23 protein-coding genes and 2 pseudogenes are annotated in these 24,739 nt (G+C 71.2%); 7 read left to right on the forward strand and 18 right to left on the reverse strand.

Annotated elements, in window-relative coordinates:
• Positions 1-365: transposase (locus B207_RS0122400; protein WP_018637615.1), on the forward strand; the 365-nt coding region annotated here is incomplete at its 5' end.
• A 449-nt stretch (positions 366-814) separates the two neighbouring features.
• Here the strand turns inward: B207_RS0122400 and B207_RS0122405 are convergent.
• From B207_RS0122405 to B207_RS41780, 3 genes are all read right to left on the reverse strand, one after another.
• Complete coding sequence (locus B207_RS0122405; RefSeq protein ID WP_018638843.1) at positions 815-1,180, reverse strand: hypothetical protein; 366 nt, start codon at positions 1,178-1,180, stop codon at positions 815-817.
• Positions 1,181-1,347: 167 nt separating this feature from the next.
• Entirely contained in the window at positions 1,348-1,701 is a 354-nt protein-coding gene (locus tag B207_RS41775) for an IS66 family transposase (protein WP_051102620.1), read from the reverse strand.
• Positions 1,698-1,940, reverse strand: a complete 243-nt coding sequence (locus B207_RS41780) for a hypothetical protein (protein ID WP_230205173.1) — start codon at positions 1,938-1,940, stop codon at positions 1,698-1,700. The genes B207_RS41775 and B207_RS41780 overlap by 4 nt, the downstream gene beginning before the upstream one ends.
• Between B207_RS41780 and B207_RS38765 the strand changes: the two are divergent.
• Both B207_RS38765 and B207_RS34995 read left to right on the forward strand, forming a co-directional pair.
• Positions 1,840-3,212: pseudogene (locus tag B207_RS38765) on the forward strand (IS1380 family transposase). The gene B207_RS41780 and the pseudogene B207_RS38765 sit on opposite strands and share 101 nt — an antisense overlap.
• 578 nt (positions 3,213-3,790) lie before the next feature.
• Positions 3,791-4,651, forward strand: a complete 861-nt coding sequence (locus B207_RS34995) for a hypothetical protein (protein WP_018638845.1) — start codon at positions 3,791-3,793, stop codon at positions 4,649-4,651.
• A 224-nt stretch (positions 4,652-4,875) separates the two neighbouring features.
• Here B207_RS34995 and B207_RS42980 read toward each other — a convergent pair whose 3' ends face one another.
• Positions 4,876-5,607: a carboxymuconolactone decarboxylase family protein gene (locus tag B207_RS42980; protein WP_230205170.1), complete on the reverse strand. Its 732-nt coding sequence runs from the start codon at positions 5,605-5,607 to the stop codon at positions 4,876-4,878.
• Complete coding sequence (locus tag B207_RS0122425; RefSeq protein WP_018638846.1) at positions 5,546-6,784, reverse strand: FAS1-like dehydratase domain-containing protein; 1,239 nt, start codon at positions 6,782-6,784, stop codon at positions 5,546-5,548. The genes B207_RS42980 and B207_RS0122425 overlap by 62 nt, the downstream gene beginning before the upstream one ends.
• A gap of 273 nt (positions 6,785-7,057) precedes the next feature.
• Here B207_RS0122425 and B207_RS0122430 point away from each other — a divergent pair, with 273 nt between their 5' ends.
• Entirely contained in the window at positions 7,058-8,884 is a 1,827-nt protein-coding gene (locus B207_RS0122430; protein ID WP_018638847.1) for a flavin-containing monooxygenase, read from the forward strand.
• Positions 8,885-8,900: 16 nt separating this feature from the next.
• Here B207_RS0122430 and B207_RS0122435 read toward each other — a convergent pair whose 3' ends face one another.
• Genes B207_RS0122435 through B207_RS0122455 form a run of 5 tightly spaced genes read right to left on the reverse strand, consistent with a single transcriptional unit; the run spans position 8,901 to position 14,122 of the window.
• The gene (locus B207_RS0122435) at positions 8,901-9,824 is read right to left on the reverse strand and encodes an STM4011 family radical SAM protein (RefSeq protein ID WP_018638848.1); all 924 of its coding nucleotides are present in this window, start codon (positions 9,822-9,824) and stop codon (positions 8,901-8,903) included.
• A 50-nt stretch (positions 9,825-9,874) separates the two neighbouring features.
• Entirely contained in the window at positions 9,875-11,266 is a 1,392-nt protein-coding gene (locus B207_RS0122440; RefSeq protein ID WP_018638849.1) for an STM4012 family radical SAM protein, read from the reverse strand.
• The gene (locus B207_RS0122445) at positions 11,263-12,054 is read right to left on the reverse strand and encodes an STM4013/SEN3800 family hydrolase (RefSeq protein WP_051102624.1); all 792 of its coding nucleotides are present in this window, start codon (positions 12,052-12,054) and stop codon (positions 11,263-11,265) included. Before B207_RS0122445 ends, B207_RS0122440 begins: the two co-directional genes overlap by 4 nt.
• Positions 12,051-13,160, reverse strand: a complete 1,110-nt coding sequence (locus tag B207_RS0122450) for an STM4014 family protein (RefSeq protein WP_018638851.1) — start codon at positions 13,158-13,160, stop codon at positions 12,051-12,053. Before B207_RS0122450 ends, B207_RS0122445 begins: the two co-directional genes overlap by 4 nt.
• Complete coding sequence (locus B207_RS0122455; protein ID WP_018638852.1) at positions 13,157-14,122, reverse strand: STM4015 family protein; 966 nt, start codon at positions 14,120-14,122, stop codon at positions 13,157-13,159. Before B207_RS0122455 ends, B207_RS0122450 begins: the two co-directional genes overlap by 4 nt.
• Before the next feature lie 222 nt (positions 14,123-14,344).
• Here B207_RS0122455 and B207_RS0122460 point away from each other — a divergent pair, with 222 nt between their 5' ends.
• Positions 14,345-14,749 (forward strand): SRPBCC family protein, encoded by a 405-nt coding sequence (locus B207_RS0122460; RefSeq protein ID WP_018638853.1) that lies wholly within the window; start codon positions 14,345-14,347, stop codon positions 14,747-14,749.
• Positions 14,750-14,948: 199 nt separating this feature from the next.
• Here B207_RS0122460 and B207_RS0122465 read toward each other — a convergent pair whose 3' ends face one another.
• Together B207_RS0122465 and sigJ are read right to left on the reverse strand one after the other, a co-directional pair.
• Entirely contained in the window at positions 14,949-15,644 is a 696-nt protein-coding gene (locus tag B207_RS0122465) for an NAD(P)-dependent oxidoreductase (RefSeq protein WP_018638854.1), read from the reverse strand.
• On the reverse strand, positions 15,641-16,600 hold the full coding sequence (gene sigJ / locus B207_RS0122470; protein ID WP_018638855.1) for an RNA polymerase sigma factor SigJ: 960 nt from the start codon (positions 16,598-16,600) through the stop codon (positions 15,641-15,643). Before sigJ ends, B207_RS0122465 begins: the two co-directional genes overlap by 4 nt.
• A 166-nt stretch (positions 16,601-16,766) precedes the next feature.
• On the opposite strand from sigJ, the gene B207_RS0122475 reads away from it, so the two are divergent.
• Complete coding sequence (locus tag B207_RS0122475; RefSeq protein ID WP_018638856.1) at positions 16,767-17,447, forward strand: class I SAM-dependent methyltransferase; 681 nt, start codon at positions 16,767-16,769, stop codon at positions 17,445-17,447.
• Between the two features lie 101 nt (positions 17,448-17,548).
• Here the strand turns inward: B207_RS0122475 and B207_RS35000 are convergent.
• The 6 genes and pseudogenes from B207_RS35000 to B207_RS0122505 all read right to left on the reverse strand — a co-directional run.
• Positions 17,549-18,151 (reverse strand): annotated as a pseudogene (locus B207_RS35000) (beta-1,3-glucanase family protein); the annotation flags it as partial.
• A 117-nt stretch (positions 18,152-18,268) separates the two neighbouring features.
• Positions 18,269-18,739, reverse strand: a complete 471-nt coding sequence (locus tag B207_RS0122485; RefSeq protein WP_018638858.1) for a hypothetical protein — start codon at positions 18,737-18,739, stop codon at positions 18,269-18,271.
• Positions 18,736-19,617, reverse strand: a complete 882-nt coding sequence (locus B207_RS0122490; RefSeq protein WP_026311329.1) for a mechanosensitive ion channel family protein — start codon at positions 19,615-19,617, stop codon at positions 18,736-18,738. The genes B207_RS0122485 and B207_RS0122490 overlap by 4 nt, the downstream gene beginning before the upstream one ends.
• Before the next feature lie 189 nt (positions 19,618-19,806).
• Entirely contained in the window at positions 19,807-20,556 is a 750-nt protein-coding gene (locus B207_RS0122495; RefSeq protein ID WP_018638860.1) for an SDR family oxidoreductase, read from the reverse strand.
• 208 nt (positions 20,557-20,764) lie between these two features.
• Complete coding sequence (locus tag B207_RS0122500) at positions 20,765-21,493, reverse strand: DUF459 domain-containing protein (protein ID WP_018638861.1); 729 nt, start codon at positions 21,491-21,493, stop codon at positions 20,765-20,767.
• A 403-nt stretch (positions 21,494-21,896) separates the two neighbouring features.
• Positions 21,897-23,579, reverse strand: coding sequence for a phospholipase D-like domain-containing protein (locus B207_RS0122505; RefSeq protein WP_018638862.1), 1,683 nt, complete (start codon positions 23,577-23,579; stop codon positions 21,897-21,899).
• Positions 23,580-23,952: 373 nt separating this feature from the next.
• Between B207_RS0122505 and B207_RS0122510 the strand changes: the two genes are divergently transcribed.
• Positions 23,953-24,738, forward strand: a complete 786-nt coding sequence (locus B207_RS0122510; RefSeq protein ID WP_026311330.1) for a polysaccharide deacetylase family protein — start codon at positions 23,953-23,955, stop codon at positions 24,736-24,738.
• The last annotated feature ends 1 nt before the right edge of the window (position 24,739 follow it).

The following is a 24,739-nucleotide window of genomic DNA, read 5'->3' on the forward strand; positions in this document are numbered from 1 at the left end:
CCGCCAGTCTGTCGGACAACGCCCTGGGTATACGGCTACTCGACCAGGTCACAGACACCTACCGGGCGATCTCCAAGACCTGGGTCGACAAAGGCTTCAAGAACACCGTGGTCGAGCACGGGGCCACCCTCGGTGTCGACGTCGAGGTCGTCTCCAGAAACACCGGGGCCCGCGGTTTCCACGTCGTGAAACGGCGTTGGGTCGTCGAGCGGACTCTGGGCTGGCTGATGTTCCACCGCCGTCTGGCCCGTGACTACGAGACCCTGCCCGCCAGCTCCGAAGCAATGATCCACATCGCCATGATCGACAACACGGCCAGGCGCGTAACGGGCGAATCGACACCAACCTGGCGAGATTCTCAATAGAAGAGAAGCCGCAATCAAGTCAAATCAAACATCCAGTTAGCCGCGTCGAGGACGGCCCGCGCGTCCGATGCCGTGAGCGGACGGACCTCGTCGCGGTCGACGGAGGGAGGATCAACCAGCGTCGCGACGTTCCGGGCGACCCGCCCCCCGCCGGTGCGCGGCCTTCAGCGCACGGGAGATGATCCGGTGCATCTGGAGCACCGTCGCCGCAGCGAGGCCTTCCTTCTCACCGCGGTGGTAGAAGGCTTCAAGGTTGGGGTGCGGGCCCACGCCGCGCGACGGCTGCGCGCGGCGACGGCTGCGCGCGGCGCCGGGGCGCCACGCTCGCTGGCGCGTCGACAGCCCACACCCCTCAGAGGCTCAATGGGTGTCCAGGAGCCCCGTCGGCCGACAGCGTTGAGGACGCGAGCCGTGGCCGTCAGAGCCAGACCCGCGCGTCCGCGGGAGGGTCAGTCGCAGAGCCGCTTCCATGTGGTGGCGCCGGGCCGCAGTGTGAAGGTCACGCGATGCCCGGGGTCATCCGTGAAGACGACCTCCGTCTCGCTCACGGGCGTCAGGATTCCGGTCTGGGATGGGTTGCCCCAGCCGTCCGGCGGGTTGAAGTTGCCGTCGTGCAGCGGCGGGACCAGCTCGTAGTAGCGGTCCTGGTAGTGCGCCTCGCTGATGCCGCAGTGCGTGGGGAGCCCGTAAGGCACCGCCGGGCCCAGTTGCTGGGGTTCCGCGGGCGGGGACCCGCAGCCGCCGAGCAGCGCGGTCAGGCAGGCGACGGCGACCGCGCTGGCCGCGTGCGTCTGTGCCGAGGTGAAGGCATACATCTGTCCTCCGTCGGTATCGAAAGGGAAAGGCTTCCCGTTCCGACGCAGCGCGCGCCACCCCGGTTCCCAGGAAGCTGCCGGGAAACAATGTCGGGTCTCGATCCGACTTGAGTCACGTCCCGATGTCACGCGGGCCCCCTCTGCGTCACTCTCGGGTGAGACTGCGCTCAGCTCCCACCAGACTGCTGCGACAGCCCGGCGAGGAGGTCTCGCACCTCCTTCGATTCCCAGCGCTTCACGGCGCACCCACGCCTCGTGGCGCACTCATAGGGCGCCCAGGCGTCGTGGACCACCACCCCATCGAAGTCGGGCAGCACGTCGAGGGCGTCGATCCCCGCGGTTCCCTGGTTCGGGCGGCAGCCGATGAGGGTGTACTTGTCGGTGCGGGCGCAGTGCAGCCAGTGCAGTTTCCCTGCGACCCGCAGCCCGGTCTCATCGGCACCGATCACCTCGGCGGCGGCGAGCAGATCACGCACGGCCTCACGGAAGCCGTCCAGTCCGGCGGCGGAGCGGGTGGTCATCGCGCCGACCGTGCCCGCCGACAGCGGGATCGGCGACCATCCGCGGCGTCGGCCCGGGATGCCCGCTCTGCCCACCGGGCCGCCGGGCGGTCTTCTTCCGCAGCGACTTCGGTGGCGACCTGGGCCTCCAACTCGGCGATCCGTTCCAGCGCCCGCGCGAGATCCGTCTGCAGGCTCACCACCAGCGCCGCGAGCTCGTCATCCGTCGGCACCGACGGTGCCGACGGATCATCAGACACACCCGGACCGTACGGTCCGATCAACCACAACACGCCAACACCCCCGGGCTGGCGAGCCATCGAACAGCCCCAGCCTGCCACGAAACCAAAAACAAGCGGTCTACGAAGCCTGGCCGACATCGGCCTGCTGCGCGCCGAGCCAGAACTGTTCGGAGCGGTGGCGTCGGACCCCACGGTGTCACGGACCGTCGACCGGCTCGCAGCCGATGTCGACCGGGTCCTGGCCGAGGTGTTCGCAGCGGTGGCGGCCGCGCGGGAACGGGTGTGGGCACTCGCCGGGACACACGCCCCGGACCAGACGGTCAGCGCTGACGATCCGCTGGTCGTGGACCTGGACGCGACCCTGGTCCCGGCCCATTCCGAGAAGGAACAGGCGAAGCCGACGTTCAAGAAAGGGTTCGGGTTCCATCCGCTGTGGGCGTTCATCGACCACGGCACCGACGGCACCGGGGAACCCGCCGCCGTCCTGCTGCGCCGGGGCAACGCCGGATCGAACACCGCGGCCGACCGCATCACCGTGGCCACGGCGCTCTCGCGCAGCTACCACGACGGCTACGCCGGAGCAGAAAGGTCCTGATCCGTACCGACGGCGCCGGGGGCACCCACGAGTTCGTCGCCTGGCTGCACCAGCGTCGGGTGGCCTACTCCGTCGGGTTCACCCTCACCGACGACCACGCCGACCTCATCGCCACACTCCCCGCACAGGCGTGGACCCCGGCCTATGACGCCGGCGGGGTGCCCCGGCCCGGGGCATGGGTCGCGGAACTGACCGGGCTGCTCGACCTGTCCGGCTGGCCGCCGGGCATGCGGGTCATCCTGCGCCGTGAACGCCCGCACCCCGGCGCCCAGCTACGCATCACCGACTCCGACGGCAACCGGATCACCGCGTTCGCGACGAACAGCCCCCGCGGCCAGCTCGCCACCCTCGAACTGCGCCACCGCCACCGCGCCCGCTGCGAGGACCGTATCCGCGGCGCGAAAGACACCGGCCTGGCCAACCTGCCCCTGCACGACTTCGCCCAGAACCAGATCTGGTGCGCAGTCGTCGCCCTCGCGCTCACCCTGACCGCCTGGGCCCAGATCCTCGCCCTGACCGGCCACCAAGCCCGCCGCTGGGAACCGAAACGGCTACGCCACCGGCTCTTCCGCCTCGCCGGCCGGATCGCCCACCATGCCCGCCGCACCGTCGTGCACCTACCCGGCCACCATCCCTGGGCATCACTCGCGGTCGAGGCGATCACCCAGCTACGCGCCCTGCCCGCACCCGGATAGCCACCGACCTCCCCGCCCCGCCGACCCGAAGGACCCGCCCCGGAACGTGGACCGGGCGTCCACCTCACGCGACAGTGAGGCAGCCGGCCACGGCCCGACCCAGCCGAACCCACAACTCAACATCAACAAAGCCGGGAGGACAGCCCACGATCAACGAACCCCAGCCCGCGAAAGATCGAGGCTATTCCTGTTGGCCGACAGGTCCTGAACTGTGATGCCAAGCCGCTTGTTCCGTCTGTTTTCGCGCCGCGCCGCGAGTAGATCTGGGTATATTTCGGTTCCGGGTGACGTCCAGGTGCGAGTTTTTGTCTCACCAAGGGGCGATCTAGTGTTTGGCTGCTCCCTTTAGGGGCAACGGGAATCTGTGAAATTCAAGGAGTCGATAGGCGACTCCCTCTGCTCATTGCGTAGCTTGCACGCGCAAAACAAAGAGGCCGTGTCGCTCGTTGCCGCGAACGCCTGCGCTCCGTAAGGTTCGACCTGCCTACCCAGTCGGAAGATTGTTAATCGAGGTCTTCAAGGAGACCTGCTGTGGGTGCGGCTAATGGTTGATGTGCTTAATGTCTAAAGGAGTGGAAATGTCAATTGGAAAGGCTGCGGCGTCGGGAAGTCTCGGAGCGCTGCTCCTCGCGGCGGCACTCGGCGCCACCGCGGGCTCGGCTCAGGCTTCCGTCACACCTGCCACGTACTGGTCTGGTGACAAGTACGAGCAGCCCTACGACAAGTACGAGCAGTCCTACGACAAGGACAAGCACGAGGACAAGGACAAGGGCAAGCACGGTAAGGCTGCTGACAGCCCTGTCGTTTACATCAACATCAACAACGACAGCACGGCTCTGAACGAGGCCAAGGCTGAGGCCGTGGGTGAGGCAGACGCCGAGGCTGAGGCCGAGAACGACGCCGTGGGTGAGGCCGACGCTGGTGCCGACGCCATCGGTGCGGCTGCGGCCGAGGCCGCCGGTGAGGCCGACGCCGAGGCCGAGAACGAGGCCACCGGTGAGGCTGACGCGGACGCTGACGCGGACGCTGAGAACGAGGCCGACGCCGAGAACGAGGCCACCGGTGAGGCTGACGCGGACGCTGACGCGGACGCTGAGAACGAGGCCGACGCGGACGCTGACGCGGACGCTGAGAACGAGGCCGACGCTGAGAACGAGGCCACCGGTGAGGCTGACGCGGACGCTGACGCGGACGCTGAGAACGAGGCCGACGCGGACGCCGAGAACGAGGCTGACGCTGACGCGGACGCCGAGAACGAGGCGGACGCCGAGAACGAGAACCAGAACGAGGCCGACGCCGACGCCGACGCCGACGCCGACGCTGAGGCCGACGCTGAGGCCGACGCCGAGGCCGACGCTGAGGCCGACGCTGAGATCGCGAACATCATCAGGCAGGAGATCGAGAACATCCTCAGGCAGCTCATGGTCGACTTCCTGTGACCTGAGAATGGGCCGAGTCGATCTCGAAACCGGTCTGAACGGACGATGTCGAGTGGGCCAGCACTCTCCGCTGTCATGGCGACCGGCCGCATCGGCGGTCATGACAGCGGAGATTCGAAGTGAGTGACCGGCGGTAGATGATTCCGCCCTGTGGTGGGCGGGATCATCTACCGCCTCGCGGGATAATGAGACTCCCAATCCGATGGATGATCCCCTGAAGTTCTTTACCTAATGTATGGGTCCTGCTTGGGATCTCGGCTCTCGTGGGATCCCAGCGACCGTGTACCCATCGCTGTACCCGAGCCGGTGGACGTCGGTGGACGTCCGTGGACAGTGCTTCGGCACGCTCGTGCTTTGACGGATAGGTCGGGTCGGGCTGGTTCGTGGGGATGGACACGGCCTGACGGCGTGTCGTTCACAGACAAGCAGGCGCGCCGCTTGCAGATCACGGAGATGTCTGAAGTCTGCGTGGTCTGGAGTGCGGCGTGCCTGTGGGCGCCTTGTCGCGCGCCGCGGCTGTGGTGGTGGGAGCCGCGGCGCGCGACGCGCCGACGGTGGCCAGGTCCATTCGCTCGCCGGTCGTCTCCCACGGGCCGGCCGGCTCGTGGGTCAGCGGGAGATCGACGCGAAAAGCAATGAGACCACCGAGTTCCATGAGCTGCTGGAGCCTCTGGACCTGACCGGGGTGACACCCCGCTGGTTGACAGCCCGGCGTCTTCGCCGAGCACCACGTGCTGCGCCCACTCGTAGTCACACCTGCGACGGCCGGCGACGCGCAGGGCGACGAGTTCCCGTTCGCGGTTCGACAGAGTGGACCTGTCGTTGGAGTGGACCCGTCGTTGAGCTCCGGCGACCAGTCCGACTTCGGTAGCGGCGATAACCGGGCTGTGGAACTCAGCCCCCCGCCTTGTCGCCGCCTCGCCCGGCTGGCAGCTCGATCTCGGCGGTGCAGTCAACCAGCACGCCGCCGTCCTGGTTGGTGAGCTTCAGCTTCACCTGGACCAGCGGCACGCCCCACGCCGAGTCCGCCTGCTTGTCGACGACCTCGGCGTCGAAGTAGGTGACGTCGCCTTCGAAGGCGGGGCCGCGGAAGTTGGCCCTGGTGTGGCGGACCAGGCCGTCGTGGCCGGCCCAGTAGGCGAGGTAGTCGGTGCACCAGGCGCCCATGGTGGCGCCGTAGCCGTAGGAGCGGGCCATGCCGACCTCGCTGGCCTTGTCGGCGTCGATGTGGCCGCGTGACGGTCCGACGTAGAGGCCGTCGCGCAGCCTCGGGTCGATCCTGGCACCTTCCTCGTCGAAGCCGAAGCCGTCGACCCAGCCCGGGTCCTGGTTGATCCAGGGGTCCTCGACGCCGGGCGGCGCGGTCCAGTGGGACGTGCCCCAGATGTTGAACAGGAAGGCCCGGTACTCGGTGGTGAAGCTGGCGATGCTGTGCGGGCCGATCACCCGGCGCGGCAGCGTGTCCCCGACCCTGACGTCCGCGAAGTGCGGCGAGACGCCCTCGCGGTTGCTGAGGAGCCAGTCGTGGCGGACCTTCTCGACCGCGCGCAGCTCCTGGTCCGTCCAGCGTTTCACGGCCCCGAGCTGGTTCGCGTACATGCCGCGTTTCTCGGCCTCGGAGGCGAGGTACCGGATCGCGGTCGAGCGCTCGCGGGCCACCAGGGCGCCGCGCTGGTTGGTGTGGACGGTGTCGCCGCGGGAGAACATCGTCGGGCCGGCGAACTTCGTCTCCACGACCTTGTAGTCGTGGAAACGCCGCTCCTGGAACAGCTTGTCGCCCACCCGGACCGGCACGCCGTAGAACCACCACTCCTCGCCACCGAAGATCAGGTGGCTGCCGGGGATGTAACCCACGCATGCCGGCTGGGCGCCGTGGCCGAAGTCCAACGCGACCGCGATGGACTGCGGGGCGGTTATCCCGCCGAACCGCGACGCGCGGGCGAACTGTTCGTCCCAGTGCAACGGGTTCGGGTAGTCCATCGCCATCACCCAGCGACGGACGTCGGAGGAACTGCACGGGTCGTACAACTGCCCGCCGCCGACCAGCTGACCTACCCGGTGGTCGACGTCCGACAGGTCGAGCTCGAGCTTCTCCGGTGCCGCTTTCTCTGGTGCTGCGGACTTTCCACTCATCAGGCGCTCCCGACTGTCGGTCGACGGCTACGACGATGCGCGGGGCCGGGCGCCGAGAGCCCGGGGCGCCCCCGGGGCAGCTCGGACCCAGGAGGTCGTCCCGTCAGTGGACTCCTCATCGCCGACGGCTAGAACCGTATGGTGGATATTGACACCGCAATACGGTCGCGTCCAGAGTGAGCGCGGCGGACGTCGGCCGGCCGCCTCACCGCTGCCGCGGCCGGGCAGCAGCGGTCTCTGGCACTCGCACCGGCTCCGAAGCGAGGAACCCGAATGCAGAACTGCGCTCCTACCGACACGCCTGAGGTCGACCACGATGCCCTCCGGACCAAGTACCTGTTAGAACGCGACAAGCGGCTGCGTCCGGAGGGGCAGCAGCAGTATCTGGTCACCGAGGGGGACTTCGAGGAGTTCTACGAGGCCGACCCGTACACGCCGGTCGTGCCCCGGACACCGATAGTCGAGGACGTCGACGTGGCGATTCTCGGCGGCGGCTGGGCCGGCCTGGTGGCCGCGGTCCGGCTCGCCGAGGCCGGTGTCACGAACTTCCGGATCATCGAGCTGGCCGGTGATTTCGGCGGCGTGTGGTACTGGAACCGCTACCCCGGCATCCAGTGCGACACGGACAGCTACTGCTACCTGCCGCTGCTCGAAGAGACCGACTACGTCCCCAGGGAGAAGTACGCCCGCGGTGACGAGTGCCTCGAGCACGCGCAGCGCATCGGCAAGCACTACGGGCTCTACGAACACGCGATCTTCAGCACGCTGGTGCGGTCGCAAAAGTGGGACGCCGAAGCCAGGCGCTGGAAGCTCGACACGAACCGGGGCGACGAGATCCGGGCTCGGTTCGTGGTCATGTGCCAGGGGCCGTTCAACAAGCCGAAGCTCCCCGGTATCCCCGGTATCAAGGAGTTCACCGGCCACACGATCCACACCGCCCGGTGGGATTACGAGTACTCCGGCGGCGACCTGCACGGCGGGCTGGACAAGCTGGCCGGCAAGAAGATCGCGGTGATCGGTACCGGCGCCAGCGGCGTGCAGGTAATCCCGCACATCGCGCAGACCGCCGAGCACCTCTACGTCTTCCAACGCACCGCGTCGTCGATCGACGAGCGTGGCGACATCCCGACCGACCCGGAATGGGCCGCCTCGCTGCAGCCGGGCTGGCAGAAGGAACGCCGTCGTAACTTCCACACCGCCGCGTACGAGGCGTTCGCGCCGGGCCAGCCGGACCTGATCTGCGACGGCTGGACCGAGATCAGCCGCAACCTGCAGGCGCACCTGGACGCCACCGGCGGCTGGGCCGCCATGGCGGACCCGGCGAAGTTCATGGAGCTGCGCGAACTCGTCGACTACCAGGTGATGGAGCGGCTGCGCGGCCGGATCGACGCGATCGTCGAGGACGCGGACACCGCGGAGATCCTCAAGCCGTACTACCGGTTCCTGTGCAAGCGGCCGTGCTTCAACGACCAGTACCTGCCGACGTTCAACCGCCCGAACGTCACCCTGATCGACGTGTCGGCGACCAGGGGCGTCGAGCGGATCACCGAGAAGGGCATCGTCGCCGACGGTGTCGAGCACGAGGTCGACTGCATCGTGTTCGCCAGCGGCTTCGAGATCACCACCGACCTCGACCGGCGGCTCGCGATCCACCCGTTCGCCGGTCGCGACGGCCGGTCGCTCTACGACCACTGGCGCGAGGGCTACCGCACGCTGCACGGGATCATGACCCACGGCTTCCCGAACCAGTTCTTCACCGGCTATATCCAGGGCGGCATCACGGCGGCGGTGCCCGCGATGTTCGAGCAGCAGGCCGTCCACATCGCCCACGTCATCAGCGAGACCCTCGCCCGCGGCGCGGCGACCGTGGAACCCACGTTCGAGGCGCAGGAGGAGTGGGTCGCCACGATCCGCGCTAACGAGATCGACAACACCAACTTCGCCCGCGAGTGCACGCCCGGCTACTACAACAACGAGGGCGAGCAGCGGATCCGCTCCGTCCTCGGCGACCCCTACTGGCCTGGCTTCTACGCCATGGACGACCTGCTGCAGGCCTGGCGTGACACCGGCGACCTGGCAGGACTCACTCTCGACGGGTAACGGCGAGGGCGGTGCTTCATCTCCAGCCCGGCGCCGTCCAGACCGACGTCTGGCTCGGCCAGGCGGCGGGGATGCGTTCCAGGATGCCGCCGGCGAAGGTGTGGGACAGTCCGAGCGGTTCCAGGTGGACGTAGCCGATGTGGCAGTCGCACCGGGGGACGGGACACGGTCGGGGGCGCAGCGCCGCGCGGAACGAACCGTCGTACAGGTTGCCCAGCACGGCCGGGACGAAGTGGCAGCGCCGAACCGTCCCCTCGCCGTCCACGGACACGACGGTCTCGCCGGTTCGGCAGGGCAGGCCGCGGCTGGGATGCGGGTGGCGGCTGTGGGCGAACAGCGGGTCGATCTCCGCCCAGCCGGCGGCCTCGGCGTCGGTATAGGTACGGCCCTCGGCCGCGTTCACCCACAGGTAGACCTCGCGGGGGAGATCCCCGCGCAGGCGGCGTGCCGCGTCCAGATGCTCGGGCTGCCCCACGACGCCGGCGCTGAAGCGGACTCCCCGTGCGGTCAGGTCCCGGCACCGGGCAAGGAAACGCTCGTACCGCACCTGGCCCGGGTGGTAGGTGCACCACAGAGCGAGCCGGGACGGATCCGCGTCGGCCGTCCAGTCGACCCGGTGACTGAGATTGGTCTGGATCGCGACCCGTTCCACCTGCGGGCAGTGGCTGAGCTCCACCAGCGCCCGCCGGTACCAGGAACGGGCGAGGCCCTCGCCCCACGGCGTGAACAGCACCGAGACACCGTGGCTCTGCTCCCGGACCCAGCCGACGAAACGCTCGAGCGCCGCCCGGTCCGCCCGCAGCTGCGCGGGCGTGTCCCGCCGTTTCGCGAACGGGCAGTAGGGGCAGTCGTAGTCACAGCTGGCCAGCGGGCCGCGATAGAGGATCGTCAGCTGCCGCGGGGCGATGCGGTCGTGGCGCTCGGGCACGGGCTCGGGCACGGGTCCGGGTGCACGTCCGGGTACGGGGCCGGGCGGGAGTGGGAGTGCCATCAGTGCGGGGTGTAGCCGGTCATCAGGGTGCGGACCTGCGGTGAGAACAGGGCGGGGCCCAGAGCGTCGGAACGGGCCAGGCCGTCGGGGGTCAGCCGCAGGGTGGTCGGGGTCTGCTCCAGCCAGCCATGGTCGGCGAAGGCGGTGAGGTCGAAGTCGGTGGCCGCGTCGGTGCCGAAACGTTCCCGGTAGGCGGCCCGGTCCAGGCCGTCGGCCTGCAGCAGTGACTGGATCAGGTGGCGGCGGCGGGGCTCGTCGCCGGTGAGGGCGAAACCGACCCGGGCGCTCGCGAACTCGGTCTCCCGGACGTAGTCATCGATGATCGCGCGCACGTGCCGGGCACCCACCGCGTACTCGAACGAGTAGTGCAGGGCCGAGGTGTAGGAACGGGCGCCGCACCCCAGGCCGACCATCCCGTCGGTCTGGCAGCAGTACTCCGCCCCGGTCGGGTGCCGCCCGGGAACGCGGTTCGCGGCGCCAGCGGTACCGGGGGTGTCAGTGGTGCCGGGGGTGCCGGGGGCGCCAGTGGTGCCGGGGGTGTCAGTGGTGCCGGGGGCGCCAGTGGTGCCGGGGGGCAGGCGGAACATGCGCATGGAGACCTGCTCGTACCCGTTCGCCAGGAGGTGGTCGCGGCCGAGGCGGTACAGCTGCAGGCGCTGGTCGTCCCAGTCGAGCTCGCGCCGGCCCAGGCCGGTCAGCGGGCGGACGTACAGCGGGTACAGGTACAGCTCCTCCGGGCGCCAGGCGAGGGCGGCGTCCAGGGAGTGCAGCCAGGTGGCCGGGGTCTGGCCGCCGATGCCGTAGATCAGGTCGATGTTGAGCGTCGGGAAGCCCGCGGCGCGGATGCGTTCCAGCGCGGACTCGACCTCGGCCCGCCGCTGGGGCCGGCCGGCCGCGCGGGCCTCGCCGTCCAGGAAGCTCTGCACGCCGATCGAGACACGGGTGGTGCCGCGTTCACGCAGGACGGCGAGGCGGTCGGCCGTCGCGGTGGCCGGGGAGGTCTCCACCCCGAGCGGGATGGCGCCCAGCGGGGCGAGGCGGGCGGCGATGTCGCAGAGGCGCCCCAGCTCGGGGGCGGTCAGGTAGGTGGGGGTGCCGCCGCCGAAGGCCGCCGTGGCGAACGCGGCGTCGCCGAGGGCGTCCGCGACACCGGTGGCCTGGCGTTCGAGTGCGTCGAGGTAGGCGCCGGTGAGCTCCTCGGGCGCGCCCGTGCGGGTGAACAGGTTGCAGAAACCGCATCGCATCTCGCAGAACGGGACGTGCAGGTAGAGGAACAGCGCGGAGCGGTCCTGGGCGGCCCATACGTCCCGCAGCGCGGGCCTGGGTGACAGCGGGCGGTAGGCGGTCTTGTGCGGGTACGCGTACACGTACTGCTGGTAGGGCCCGTTCATGAGAGCACGAACTCTCCGTAGGGGACGGTCCAGACGACCTCGTGGCCGAGGCGGTGGCCGGTGTGGCCGTCCTCGCCGTACGCCGTTCCGTGGTCCGAGCAGACGATCACGAGGCAGGGGCGGCGCATCAGGGCGAACAGGCGCCCGAGCTGCCGGTCGACGTGACGCAGCGCCGCGGCGTGGGAGTCGCGCGAGTCACCGTGGCCGCGGGTGGCGCCGGCCAGGTAGAACCAGTTCGGCTGGTGCAGTGCGGCCACGTTGAGCAGCAGGAACAGCCGCCGGTCGGGCGGAAGGCGCCCGACCACCTCGCCGACCCGGTCGATCTGGTGGCTGAGGGAGTCGGGATCGGCGACGCCGAAGCCGGGCTCCCAGTGGCTCTCGGTGAACAGCGACGGCAGCGCTGACCCGAGCGGGCTGAGCTTGTTGAAGAAGCCGACCCCGCCCACGCAGACCGTGTGGTAGCCGATCTCGGCCAGGCCGGTGGGGAGGTCCGCCGCGTCGAAGGTCCAGGTGCCGGGAGCGGTGGTCTCGCTGCCGGGGAACCGCGCGGCGAACAGGCGGGGGTGCGGGCCGGGCCGGGTCGGCGTCGGCAGGAATCCCGCGAGCATGGCGGTGTGCGCCGCGTAGGTGAAGCTGCCGGGGGTGTGGCGCCGTTCCCAGCGCCCACCGGGCAGCAGGCCGCGCAGGGTCGGGGTCTGCTCGGCGGCGGCGAGTTCGGCCGCGACGTCGTAGCGCAGGGTGTCGAGGGTCACCAGCAGCAGGTCGTGGCTGCCGATGACCTCGTTCATGTCGCGCACGCCGCCAGTGCCGCGTCGATCTGGGCGGCGTAGGTGTCCAGGCCTTCCGCCCGGGTGCCGGGCAGGCCGGTGATCCCGGGCAGCAGATCGCCGAAGGCGTTGACCTCGCCGACGGCCACCCGCCGCCAGCCGATCCCGACGAGGAGGTCGACCCCGACCATGAGACTGCCGGGGAAGCACGCGGCGGCCTGGGTGCACACGCCCAGGGCCCGCTCCCAGCCGGCGGGGCCGAACGCGTCACGCACCGCCGCGACCGAACCCCGCAGGCCGCCGAGGTGCAGGTTGGTCATCGGGGTGCGGCTCGTGCGGACAACCACATGAGTCGGCTCCCCGGCGATCACCACCACCCGCAGATCGAGGACACGGCCACCCAGCGCGGCCTTGGGCAGCCACCGCTCCACGTGCAGCCCGTCCGGTGCCAGCAGGTCGATCAGCCTGGCCACCTCGCTCTCGCCCTCGTGGACACGGACCCGCAGCGAGTTCACGAGACCGGTGCCGTTCCCGCCGCGGGAGCCGCCGCCGGTGCCGCTCCCGGTGAGCGCGGCGGAGGTGACGGCCCTGATCCGCCCGGCGGGCGTGGCCCGCAACGCCACGACACCGGACGCGGACGAGCCGTGCGCCGGTTTCACGAACACCTGGTGCAGGCCGGCCCGCACCATCCGGGCGCGCAGCTCGGCGTAGCCGTGCACGGGTGGCAGCGCCTCCGGGACGGGGACACCGGCCGCCGCCAGCCGGGCGTGGCAGAGTCTCTTGTCGCACATCACGGCGATGTCGTCGACGTCGCCCAGCAGGCGGGCACCGGCCCGCTCGGCCGCGGCGGCGACGCGCCCCAGCGCCGCGGTGAAGGCCGCGTACCACCGCGCACCGCCGCCGACCCGGGCCGGATCACCGGGGCCGCGCAGCAGGGCGTCCACCTCGGGATCGTCGCCGGGCGAGTCGATCCGCAGCGGCGTGCCGGGCCCGACCGGCACCTCACCGCCGCGCAGCACCTGAGCCCACGGGACGACACGGGGCGCGGCCAGGCCCGCCGTGCGGCACGCGGCGGCGAACAACCCGGTGCGCCGGTCGCCCGGCGCACCGACCACGGTGAACATCATTCGGAGACCGCGACGTAGAACCAGCCGTCCTCCGGCTTCTCCTGCTGCTCGAGGTCTACCTCGACGCCGGGCAGCGCGGCGCGCACGCGCTCGACCATGGCGTCGCCCAGGAAGTGGTGGTGCAGGTCGAGCCGGGCCAGGTGGGTGAGTGACTGACCGGACAGCAGCGACTCGGCGCCCCGGTCGGTGAGCGCCCCCATGGCGAGGCTGAGCGACGCCAGCCGCGCGACGACCGGCGCGCTCGCGACCACGGCAGCCACCTCGTCCGCGATCCGGGCGTCCTCCAGCCCCAGGTGCGCCAGCGCGGGCAGCCGTTCGCCGCCCAGGACGCCGGCCAGGTCGGCCGCGGTCGCGTCGCCGCCGTAGTCGTCGGTGCCCAGCCACAGATCGAGGTGTTCCAGGGCGGGCAGGTCACTCTCGCCCACGGCCCGCACCACCGCGGCGGGCAGCCCGCCCGACTCGAACCGCAGCCTTCTCAGCGCACGGCTGTGGACGGGACGCAGCCCCAGCCCCTCACTCCCGCGGACCTCCAGCTGCTCCAGCCCGGGGAAGGCTTCGAACAGCGGCGTGACGTCGGACTGCTCGATCCAGGAGATCTCCGACTCCTCGAGCACGATGTCGCCCAGGAACAGCGCGCGGAGCGCGGGCAGCTGCCCGGCGGCCTGCACCAGCCGGCCCACGGGACCGACGGCGTCCGTGGCCTCGTAGGAGGCGCCCCAGTAGCCGATGACCAGATGGGTCACCGTGGCGGTGTCGACCTCGTCGAGGAACGCCTGGAAGACGTCGCCGAAGCTGGGACCGTCGAACCAGGTGGCGACCCGCCAGGCGACATCGCCAGGGGAGGCCGGGGGAGCGGACGTGGCGGACCGATAGTGATCGTCTGACGACTCACCGTCCTGCTCGTACCGGAAGCCCCACACCGGCTTCCCGGCGAACTCGGTGAGATGTTCGTTGATGGTCATCTGGTTCCCTTCGGGACGCCCCCTGCGGAAACCGTCCTATCAGCCGCCACCGACACGACCAGACGGCGCAGGCCTGTCATGAAGCCTGTCATTGGGCGTGGCAGTGCCCGGTCCCGACCTGCCGGCCGCCGTGACCTGCGAGTCCGTCGCCGCGGCCGGTGAGCTGCTGACGGGCGGGTCCCCGGGGCGGCCGACCGCTGTGGCTTCTCGTAGCCTTCTCGGATGACCTGGCGAGCGCTGCATCTCTCCCAGCCCATCGAGCGTGCCCCCGAGGAGGTCGCCGCCTTCGCGGGGAACCCGGAGAACCTTCCGCTGTGGGCCGCGGGACTCAGCAGCGGCATCCGGCGGGAGGAAGGGCGCTGGGTGACGGACTCGCCGATGGGAAAGGTCGAGGTGTCCTTCTCGGGTCCGGTGGAGCACGGTGTGCTCGATCACGACGTGACCCTCCCGGACGGCACGGTGACGCACAACCCGCTCCGCGTGCTCCGCAACGGCGAGGGGAGCGAGGTCGTCTTCACGCTCTTCCAGCCTCCCGGCGTGGCGGATGACGCCTTCGACCGGGACGCGGCGCACGTGCGCGCGGATCTCGCCCGGCTGCGGAACCTCCTGGAGTCCCGGGGGCGGTAGGTACCTCCGGCCGGGACGGAGCCCGTGGCCGGGCCGGGTGTGCAGAGGGCGGTGCGCAGGCATCCCGTCGTCTACCGCCAGCACCGACACCGCCAGCAGTACTGCCCGCTGACCGCACCCGCGGGCCCACGGACGAGCGGCGGGTGTGTCACCGGCTCAGCTGCACTCCTCGGGCTGAACATCGAGATTTCGGTGTTCGTCAGTCTCGTTTGAATGCCTCCCTGCGCAGCATCTGGAACAGTGTCGGGGCGCCTTCGGAGGTGGTCACGGCGACGAACTTCCGTAGGAACCGGATGTCGGTGGCCTGCCCGAGCATGCTGGCGGCGAGGTCCGCGCGGCTGGTGAAGATGCCGGGCGCCTGGTTCTCGTGAAGGTCGTAGCCGGTCACACCGGGCGCGTCGAACAGACCTGACGGCCGCATGATCGTCCAGTCGAGATCGCTGGCACGTGCGAACTCCTCCATGCGGCGCATGTCGGCGTAGGTGGTCCTGCCGATGGTGGCGGTGAGTACTGGCTGGAGAATCCGGTTCAGCAGAAAGCCGCCGTCGGCGTGATGGTGCGGTTCGGTGGCGCTGGAACTCACTGCGACCAGGCGCCTGACCCCGTGCCGGCGCATCGCGGCGTCGATGGTGTGGATGCCGGCGCTGTAGACGTCGACAGACCGGCGGGTGAACGGCACGCCGAGCGTGGACAGCACCGCGTCGGCTCCCTTGACGGCTCGGTCGACGGCCGGCAGATCGTGAACGTCGGCCTCCACGACGTCCAGGCGAAGGTGCGTGATCGGGAACTCCGCCGGTCGCCGGGTCACCGCGGCGACCTCGTGGCCGGCGGCGAGCGCCTGCTCGGTCAGCAGCCGACCGGTGGGCCCGTTGGCTCCGAAGACGGCGATTCTCACTGTGTCGCTCCTCCTCGTTCAGGTGCGCCTGTAGGCATGTGTGGGTCCGGTTGTTCCGGTTGTTCCGGTTGTTCGCGGGGCTCGACGGCGTCGAGTTTCACCGGATCGAGGATCAGGTTGATCTCGACGACAGTGGCGTCGACGACGGTCATTCCGGCGACCGCGATGACGCCGTCCGGCCCTCGAGCGATGATTCCGGCGGCTCCGTTGACCAGCGCCGGGTGACACAGCTGGGCGAAACGCGGTCCCACCGTGGCGGCATGCCTGGCAACTGCTTCGCGGCCGCTGATCAGTCCGGGCAGCGGTATCGGCATGGGGCGGGAGCCGATGTCGATGCGGAAGACCACGTCGGGGTGAAGAATGTCGAGCAGCGCGTGGAAGTCGCCGCCGCGAGCGGCCGCCAGGAACGCCGTCACGACCTCGCGTTGCCGGGCGGGATCGGTCTGCGTCGCGGTCGGGGCCCCGCGGACCCGGCGGCGCGCCCGACTGGCAAGCTGGCGGGCGGTCGCGGGTGTCCGGTCAAGGATCGCCCCGATCTCCTCGAAGGGGACTGCGAAGACGTCGTGCAGGACGAACGCGAGCCGTTCGGCGGGTGTCAGGGTCTCCAGCACGACGAGCAGCGCCATCCCGACGGCGTCGCTGAGTTCGGCCTGCTGCTCGGGCCCGTCCTGGGCGTCGGTGACGACGAGCGGTTCGGGCAGCCAGGTGCCCTGATGGTTCTCCCGGCGAACCCGGCGGGAGCGCAGCATGTCCAGGCAGATCCGTCCGACGACCGTCGTGAGCCAGCCCCGCAGGTCGACGATCGTGCCCGGCGCGCCGCCATTGAGCCGCAGCCACGCATCCTGGACGGCGTCCTCGGCATCTGCGCGCGAACCCAGCATCCGGTAGGCGACCGCGAACAGGTGCTGTCGCTGCGCCTCGAACTGCGCGGTCGTCCACGCCTGGTGCGTCGTCATCGCCGTGAGACCTCCGCCGCCGTTGTTCCTGCCCTGGTGGACGCGCAACGCCGAGCGAATGTGACATGACGTCCGGCTCGGCCGGCCGTGGGGTGATGGCCGGGGCCGCTTGCCGAAACGGCAAAGAAGCTTGGGGGCGAGGGACGTCATGGACGAGAGTGGCCGAATGATCGACAACGCTGCGGCCGGATCGCCCACCTCCCACGCCCCCTCGCCAACCGATGCCTTCCTCGGGGACCCCGCGGTGCAGGAGCAGTGGGACAGGCGGTACGCCGAACGGGAACAGCTGTGGAGCGGCCAGCCCAACGGCGCACTCGTGGCCGAGGTCGCCGGCCTGACACCCGGCCGGGTGCTGGACGTCGGCTGCGGCGAGGGCGCCGACGCCATCTGGCTTGCGAGCCAGGGCTGGGACGTGACCGCGGTCGAGGTCTCGGCCGTGGCGCTGGAACGGGCGACCAGGCACGGGCGGGACGCCGGTGTCACGGTGCGGTGGGTGCATGCCGAACTCACCGAGGCGGCGTTCGCCCCGGCGTCCTTCGACCTGGTCTCCGCCCAGTACCCGGCCCTGCTGCGGACGTCCGACGCCGCGGCCGAGCGGGCGCTGCTCGCGGCTGTCGCACCGGGAGGTGTGCTGCTGTTCGTGCACCACGCCGGTGTGGACACCCTGCCCCAGCACGACGGCGGCTTCGACCCGGCCGACTTCGTGTGGCCCGCGATGATGGCCGCGCTGTTCGACGACGACTGGGTGGTGGAGGTGGACGAGCAGCGGCCGCGCGTCGCGCCGGTGGGCGGAGCCGGCGCCCACCACGTCGACGACGTTGTCCTGCGCGCACGCCGGCTCCGTTGAGGTTTGCCTGAGGCTCCGGGATCCGCCTGGTCTCGGCTGGGATCCGCCTGAGGTTCGCCTGGGTTCGCCGCCCCGGGAAGGGGTCCCGGGGCGGCGGGTTTCTAGAAGGGGGTCAGCCAGAGGGCCGCCGACGTCGGCGCCGTGTCCTGGATGTAGGAGGCGAAGCCGGCGACGTCGTCGAAGGCGAAGCCGTAGGCGCGGCCGTCCTCGGTGTGCTCGTGCAGCGCCCGGGCGTAGTGGTTGGTGGTCGGGTCGCGGTAGAAGCCCGCCGGGTCCGTCGCCGGCTGGACGGCCTGGGTCAGCAGGGTCGACCGGTTGAAGCCGGCGCCCAGCACGGCGGCCACCGGGCCGGTGACCCCGTCGTTGGGCGCCGCGAGCGCGCCGTCGCAGAACAGGACGTCCCGCGTGCTCGGCCTCGCGAACGGCGCGACGCCGCCATCGAAGCGCAGCAGGCCACCGTTCACCGTGCCGGTGTGGGTGCGCGTCCCGATGTCGACGGTGAGCGGACGGGTGGCGGCCTGGCGCCACACCGCGTCGATGTAGCCGTCGTAGTAGGACGCGGGGAAGACGCCGGCTTCCAGACCGTGCCCGGGCGCGATCACCCGGGTGTCGCCGACGACCAGGGGAGCGAACGTCGGATGGGCCCGCAGTGCGTCGAAGACCGCGGCCCGGCCGCCCGCGGCCAGCCGGCCGGTCGTCAGGTCCGTGCCGACGACGTAGAGCCAGATCACCTGACCTCGCGCCACGAAGGTTGTCCGTCGGGGTTCCGCGGGATGCCGGACCGTCCAGCCACCGACCTACGGACCTACGGACCTACGGACCTACGGCGCCCGCGGCGGGGAGCCGGATGTGCTGACGGGTGGCGTCGGTGTCGGGGTGCCGAGCCAGAGAAGGCCGGGCGCGTCGGTGGGAGACGCGTCGGGATCCGAGGGGCTACCGGGGCTCGCCGGGTCGGGCGTGGCGGTGCCGCCGGGTGGGGTGAGGCTCGGGTCCGCCGAGACGGTCGGAGTGGGGTCCGGCGTGGGCGTGACGAGCCCGGTACTGGCCGGGGAAGTGGCCGGCGTCCCCCGCCCGGACGGGTCCGCGGTGGGGGTGGCCCTGAGCTCCTGCTGCTCGTTGAGCTTCTTCGTCGCCTGCTCGACGACGGTGTCGACGATGGCGGCGTTGGACGCGCGCGACGCTGGTAGCGACTCGGGTCGGACGAACACGTAGAGGGCGAACACGCCGGCGAGCGCGACGCTGAGCAGCAGCGTCGAGCGCCGCGCCGGGATCCGGGTCAGGGGGTTGGTCATGAGGCGGTCGGCGGGGCCGCGTCGAGGACGGCGGGGATGCGGATGCCGGCGCGCAGCAGCGCGCCGCTGATCCTGGCCCGCAGGGCCCGCCCGACCTCGAACTGCTTGCCGGGCAGGGTCCGCGCGACGATCTGGACCTTGAACTGGTCGAGGTCGATGCTCTCCACCCCCATCACGGTCGGCTCGTCCAGGAGCAGGCCGCGCAGCGACTCGTCGGCGTAGGCGTTCGCCCCGACCTCGGCGAGCAGCGTGGTGACCGTCGTGACGTCCACACTGGAGGGGATCGGGACGTCGATGACAGCTCGCGCCCAGTCGCGGGAGAGGTTGACGACCTGGATGATCTGCCCGTTCGGCGTGATCACGACCTCGCCGTCGAGCGTGCGGACGCGGGTGATCCGCAGCGTGACCTCCTCCACCGTCCCGGTGATGGCGGTCGGCGAACCGAGCACGATCAGGCGGACGAGGTCACCGAAGCCGTACTGGCGCTCGGTGACCATGAAGAAGCCGGCCAGGACGTCCTGCACGACCCGCTGCGCGCCGAAGCCGAGTGCGACCCCGAGAACGGTCGCCGGCGCGGCGATTCCCGTCAGCGGCACGCCGAGCCGCTGCAGCACCAGCATGACCGCCACGCAGTAGACGAGCGTGAGTGAGACCCAGGTGAGGACCTGCACGAGGGCGTGCCGGTGTTTGGTGGTCTCGGAGCGCACCACCGCGTCGGACTGCTGCGCCTGCGTGTCGATGCGGCGCTCGATGTAGGCACCCGCCCAGGTCGCGAACCGGGTCAGCAGAACCGCGGCCATCACGATCATGACAACCTCGAGCCCGCGCCCGCGGGCCCACTCCGACAGGTCCGTCAGCGGCGCGGCGGCCTCGATCATGAGCGGCAGGCGGCGGCGACACTCGGACGCTGGCCGCACGCCTGGACGTCCATGTAGGCGTGTCGGGTCGGGTATGCCCTCACCTGTCCGAACCTACCCGGGGTGCACAACCGCCGCCGCGCCAGCACGCCGGGAGCCGGCGAACCGCGAAGAGATTCTCAGCGTACTGGCGACGACCGGCGGCAGCGATCAGCTGAGAGCGGGCTGCCGTGGCGTCACGGCCACGGACGGAATGCTGCCCCCGCAGCGCAGGACGGTGTCGACGACCTGGACCAGCTCGGCGACGTCGAGGAGGGAGCCGCCGCCCTGCAGGCCCTGCTTCGCCCAGATCGGGCGGAAGGCGGCCATGGCCTCCATGTCCCACCCGTGGGTGAACTCCGTCCTGGCGTCACCCTCGCCGCCGGCGCAGTCGCCGACGACGACCCGGGTGAAGCCGATGGCGGGGTACTCCGCGCGCAGCGACTCGACGAGCTTGTCCAGCGCGGCCTTGCTGACGTTGTAGGCGGCGAAGCCGGGCCACGGCGAGGTGAGGGAGGCGCTGACCGAGGACAGGTAGGCCGCGACGCCGCCCGAGGCCGCGAGGTGGGGCAGGGCGGCGGCGGTGATGAGGGCCGCCCCGATGACGTTCGTGTCGAAGGCCTGGCGCCAGGTCGCCGCACCGATCTTGTCGAAGGCGACGAGCGGGCCGATGCCGGTGGCGTAGACGAGGCCGTCGATGCCACCGAGGCCGGCGGCCGCCTCCTCGATCGCGTCGGCGCAGGACTGCTCGTCGGTCACGTCGCAGGCGACGGCGAGCGCACCGGGGCCGGCGTCCTTCGTCGCGTCGGCCAGGCGGTCCTTCCGACGGGCTAAGAGGGCGACCTGGTCACCCCGCTGCCCGAGACTGACGCCGATACACCGGCCGAGACCGCTCGAGGCACCGACCACGACAACCTTCATGCTGTTCGCTCCGCTCTCCGACTGAGGGCTCCCTGGCGGCAGAGCCCCGCCGATGGCGCAGCTCTGCCCGTGCGTGCCCGGTCGCCGCCGGTGTGCCGGACGTCCCGTGACCGGAGACACTCCAGGCCCGCCAGCCCATCATCGCTGGCAGAGGCGATGTCGGTCGAGCCTCGGTGGCGGTCGAGCCTCGATGTCGGTCGAGCCTCGGTCAGGGCGCGGGGGTGTCGTCCACCCGCGCCGCCTCGGCCATGGCACGGCCGTAGCGCTCGGCGCCGAACGAGCGCACCGGGCAGGCCGTCATCGGCGGCTGGACGACCGGGCAGAAATGCACGCCGTCCGGGCTGCGGACCGTGACCAGCCCGTCAGCGTCACAGGTCTCGCCGGCCCCGCAGGGCAGTCGCGGAACGAACAGGCCCTTGTCGGTGAGGGTCTGCCCGACCGGGGCCACCCGGACACCCGACCGCATGCTGGCGATGTCGCGCCACAGCCGGTCGAGGGCGGTGAGGCCGTCGGCGTCGACGGCCTGGTCCCTGCGGGGCGGGGCGTCGACCAGGATGACCTCGGTACCGCGCCGGGTGAGGATCTCGACGGCTTCGGTGACGTCGTTGCGGTAGGCGGTGAGCAAATCGCGGTCGCGCATGCACTCCGACCCGGTGTTGCCGGAGAAGGAGAGCACCGCGACGGTCGGTTTCCAGCGGCGGCCCTGTCTGCGCATGTCGTCGAGCCAGTCGCACGGGGCTGTCCCGCCCCAGGTGTGGGCCTGCGCCTGGGTGGAGCCGTCCTGCTGGGCCGCTTCGACGAACGCGTCGCGGGACTCCCAGGCCAGCGAGTCGCCCCAGAGCGCGACCCGCTGCTCGTCAGGGTTGTTCCGGCCGGCGGTCAGCGCGATCACGGCCAGGACGATGGCACCCGCGAACATCCAGCCGATGATGCCCACGCGTGGGACGTTCAGCGTGACTCCTCTCCACGGACGCCGGGCGCGAGCGCCGGGCGTCAGGATCCGACGAGTGCGGAGTCACTCACCGTCGGACCTCTCACGATCGAACCACCAGCCATCAGACACAGACAGGCCACGGATACGGACACGGGCATGCCACAGACACCATCGGGCTGCGCCGGCCCGGCCCGGCCCGACATGGCCCACGCCCAGGGTAGGACCGCGGCGGACGCCCGAGGTGGCGCGCAGGCGCGCGGCGGACGTCCGCCGCCGTCCCGCGGGTTCCCTGGCCGGGTGCCGGGTGCCGGGTGCCGGGTGCTGGTGCCGTGCCGGGATCGGGTGGCCTTGTCGGTGTTACGTGCTGACAGCGGGCTGCCCCCGCCTGCTCACCAGGTGTTGTCGCCTACCAGGTGTTGTCGCCGCGCATGCGGCGCGGACGGCCGTCCGGGTCGTAGACGGCGTGGTAGAGCGGGCCGGCCCAGGCACGGGTGAGCCGGTTCAGGCGCTGCGGCTGGTGCGGCCGGACCCGCCCGGGCGGGCGGGGGCCCACCTGGCCCCCCTGGTGCCAGGCCTCCAGCTCCTCGGCGCGGCGCCGGAACGCCTTGAAGCCGGCCTCGGGGTCGAGAAGCTCGGCGTCCTCCCCGTCCCAGTCGAGGTGCTCGCGCCAGAGCTGGAGCCGCAGCTCGCGGGCGAACACCCGTGCCCCGTCGCCGAGCCCGCCCGGATCGGCGGGCTCGCGCGGGTCGAGGGTGGTGTCGACCGTGGCGACGGCGAGCTCCGAGTCGTGGCTCCACGAGCGCCGGTTCAGGTTGTCCGAACCGACCGATGCCCAGACGTCGTCGACGGTCACAGCCTTCGAATGGACGTACACGGGCGTGCCAGCGTGGTTCTCCACGTCGTAGACGCCGACGCGGTCACCGCCGGCGGTGCGGCAGATCTCCAGCGCCTGCTCCCGGCCGACGAGGTTCGGCGGCAGCGCGAACCGGCCCCCCTGCGTCGGGAACCGCGGGACGACGATCACCAGGTGCAGCTCCGGCTCGCGGCGCAGCGCCTCCGCGAACAGCCGGGCGACCTCGGTGGACCACATGTACTGGTCCTCCAGGTAGATCAGCCGCCGGGCCCGGCGCAGCACCTTCCGGTACGCCCGCGCGATCGACCGCTCGCCGTGGCGCGCGAACGGGTAGTGGGGGCGCCGCCGCGGGTAGGTACGCAGGATCTGGACGGCGTGCGGCCCCACCGGCGCCGGGTCCTCCTCCTGCGGCGGCAGCCGGTCCGGATCGGTCTCCACCGGGCGGAGGCGGTAGTACGCCTGCCGCAGTGGATTCGGGTTGTTGAGGCTGGCCGGGTCGTTCCAGCGTTCGCGGAACGTCCGTTCCAGATCGCCGACGGCCGGCCCGCGCACCTCGACCTGGATGTCGTGCCAGGGCGGCGCCTGTCCGTAGGCGTCGGCGATCGGCTGGCTCTGCGGATCGCCGGCGTGCGCGGCGTCGTCCCGCCGGCTGTAACACAGGTCGATGCCGCCGGCGAAGGCCACCGCATCGTCACCGGTCCTGTCCGTGCTGTCCGTACTATCCGAAGTGCCCTTGTTGCCTGGAGTGCCCGTGCCGCTCGCGCTGCCGGTCCCACCGGTGCCGGCGGAGCGGCGGACGACGACCAGTTTCTGGTGGTGCGACCCGTTGCGGTGCACCCGGTGGTCGAGCACCACCTGGGCTCCCGAGAGGTTCAGCTCCTCGGCGAGCCGCCGGTTCGGCCGCGAGCTGAAGGACAACAGTTCCAGGTGGGAGCGCCACATCAGCCCGCGGACGGTGACGCCCCGCCCGGCCGCCCGCCCGAGCACCCGGCCCACCTCCGAGCCGGCACCGTCGAGCCGCTCGTCGAGGTCACCGCGCCAGTCGGTGAACAGCAGCAGATCGCCCGCGCGCAGGCCCTCGACGACCTCCAGCAGCCGGGAGAAGTAGGCCCGGCCGTGTACCAGGGGGCGGACCAGGTTGCCCGTCGTCCAGGCCTGCCCGTCGGGGTGGCGGCTGTCCAGATCGGTGTCCGGATTGCCGCGTTCCTCGGCAGTGAGGAACCACTGGTCGAGCATCTGCCGGTCCTCCTTCTCACGGGCCGTGCGGACCGGCGCGGGCGCGACAGGTCGCCACGTCGCCGCGTGCTACACGCAGGAAACACAGGAAACACAGGAAACGCATGAAGCCGAAACGTCGGGTGTCAGGCGAAGATCCGGGAACCTCCCGGAAGGGTGTGTTCCCACCCGGGACCGGTCTGAACCAGGTCGTTCGCCCCACAGCGACATACGTCGGGACGTCCCGCGGGACGCGCGTCGAGGCCTCGCGGGACGCGGGGTGAAGGCTCTCCTCGGGATGGCGCACGCCTCTGGCGGTGCGGGGCGCGGCGGCCGGCCGGGAGAGGAGGTACGAAGCGGTGACCAGCAGCGACGGTGTGGCAAAGTGTCCGTCATGACGGGCGGAGCACAGGCGCGGCCGGGGGGCGCGGCGGGTGGATCGTCGGGCCTGGCGGTGGGCGGGCTCGTCGTCACGGCGGCCGTGCTGGCCCATGGGCTGCCGTCGCTGATGACACTGCGCCGGCTGCGCACCGTGGTCGCCCCGCGTCTCGCCGGGGTCGGCCGGGTCGACCACGTCGCGCTGACCTTCGACGACGGGCCGGACCCGGCGTCCACACCGCGGTTTCTCGAGGTGCTCGACGAGCTTGCCGTCCGGGCGACGTTCTTCGTGCTCGGCAGCATGGTGCGCAGGTCGCCGGGCCTGACACGGGAGATGGCGGCAGCCGGCCACGAGCTGGCCGTGCACGGCTGGGACCACCGGCCGATGCTGCTTCGCGGGCCGATGTCCAGCTACGACCAGCTCGCCCGCACCCGCGATCTGGTGGCCGAGACGACCGGGCAGGTGCCGGCGCATGTCCGGCCGCCGCACGGGGTGCTGTCCTCGGGGGTGCTCGCCGCCGCGCGCCGCCTAGACCTCGCACCCGTCCTGTGGACAGCATGGGGCCGGGACTGGACGGCGACGGCGACCCCGCGGACGGTACTGGCCACGCTCGCGCCCGACCTGCGCGGCGGTGCCACCGTGCTGCTGCACGACAGCGACTGCACCTCCGCGCCTGGCGCCTGGCGCAGCGCCCTCGGCGCCCTGCCGGAACTGGCCGCCCGCTGCGACGACGCCGGCCTGGTGCTCGGCCCGCTCGCCGAGCATGGCCTGCGCCCCCGCCGGGCCCACGTCTCCGGGTGAC

This window comes from Parafrankia elaeagni (genome assembly GCF_000374165.1).
Taxonomy (GTDB): domain Bacteria; phylum Actinomycetota; class Actinomycetes; order Frankiales; family Frankiaceae; genus Parafrankia; species Parafrankia elaeagni.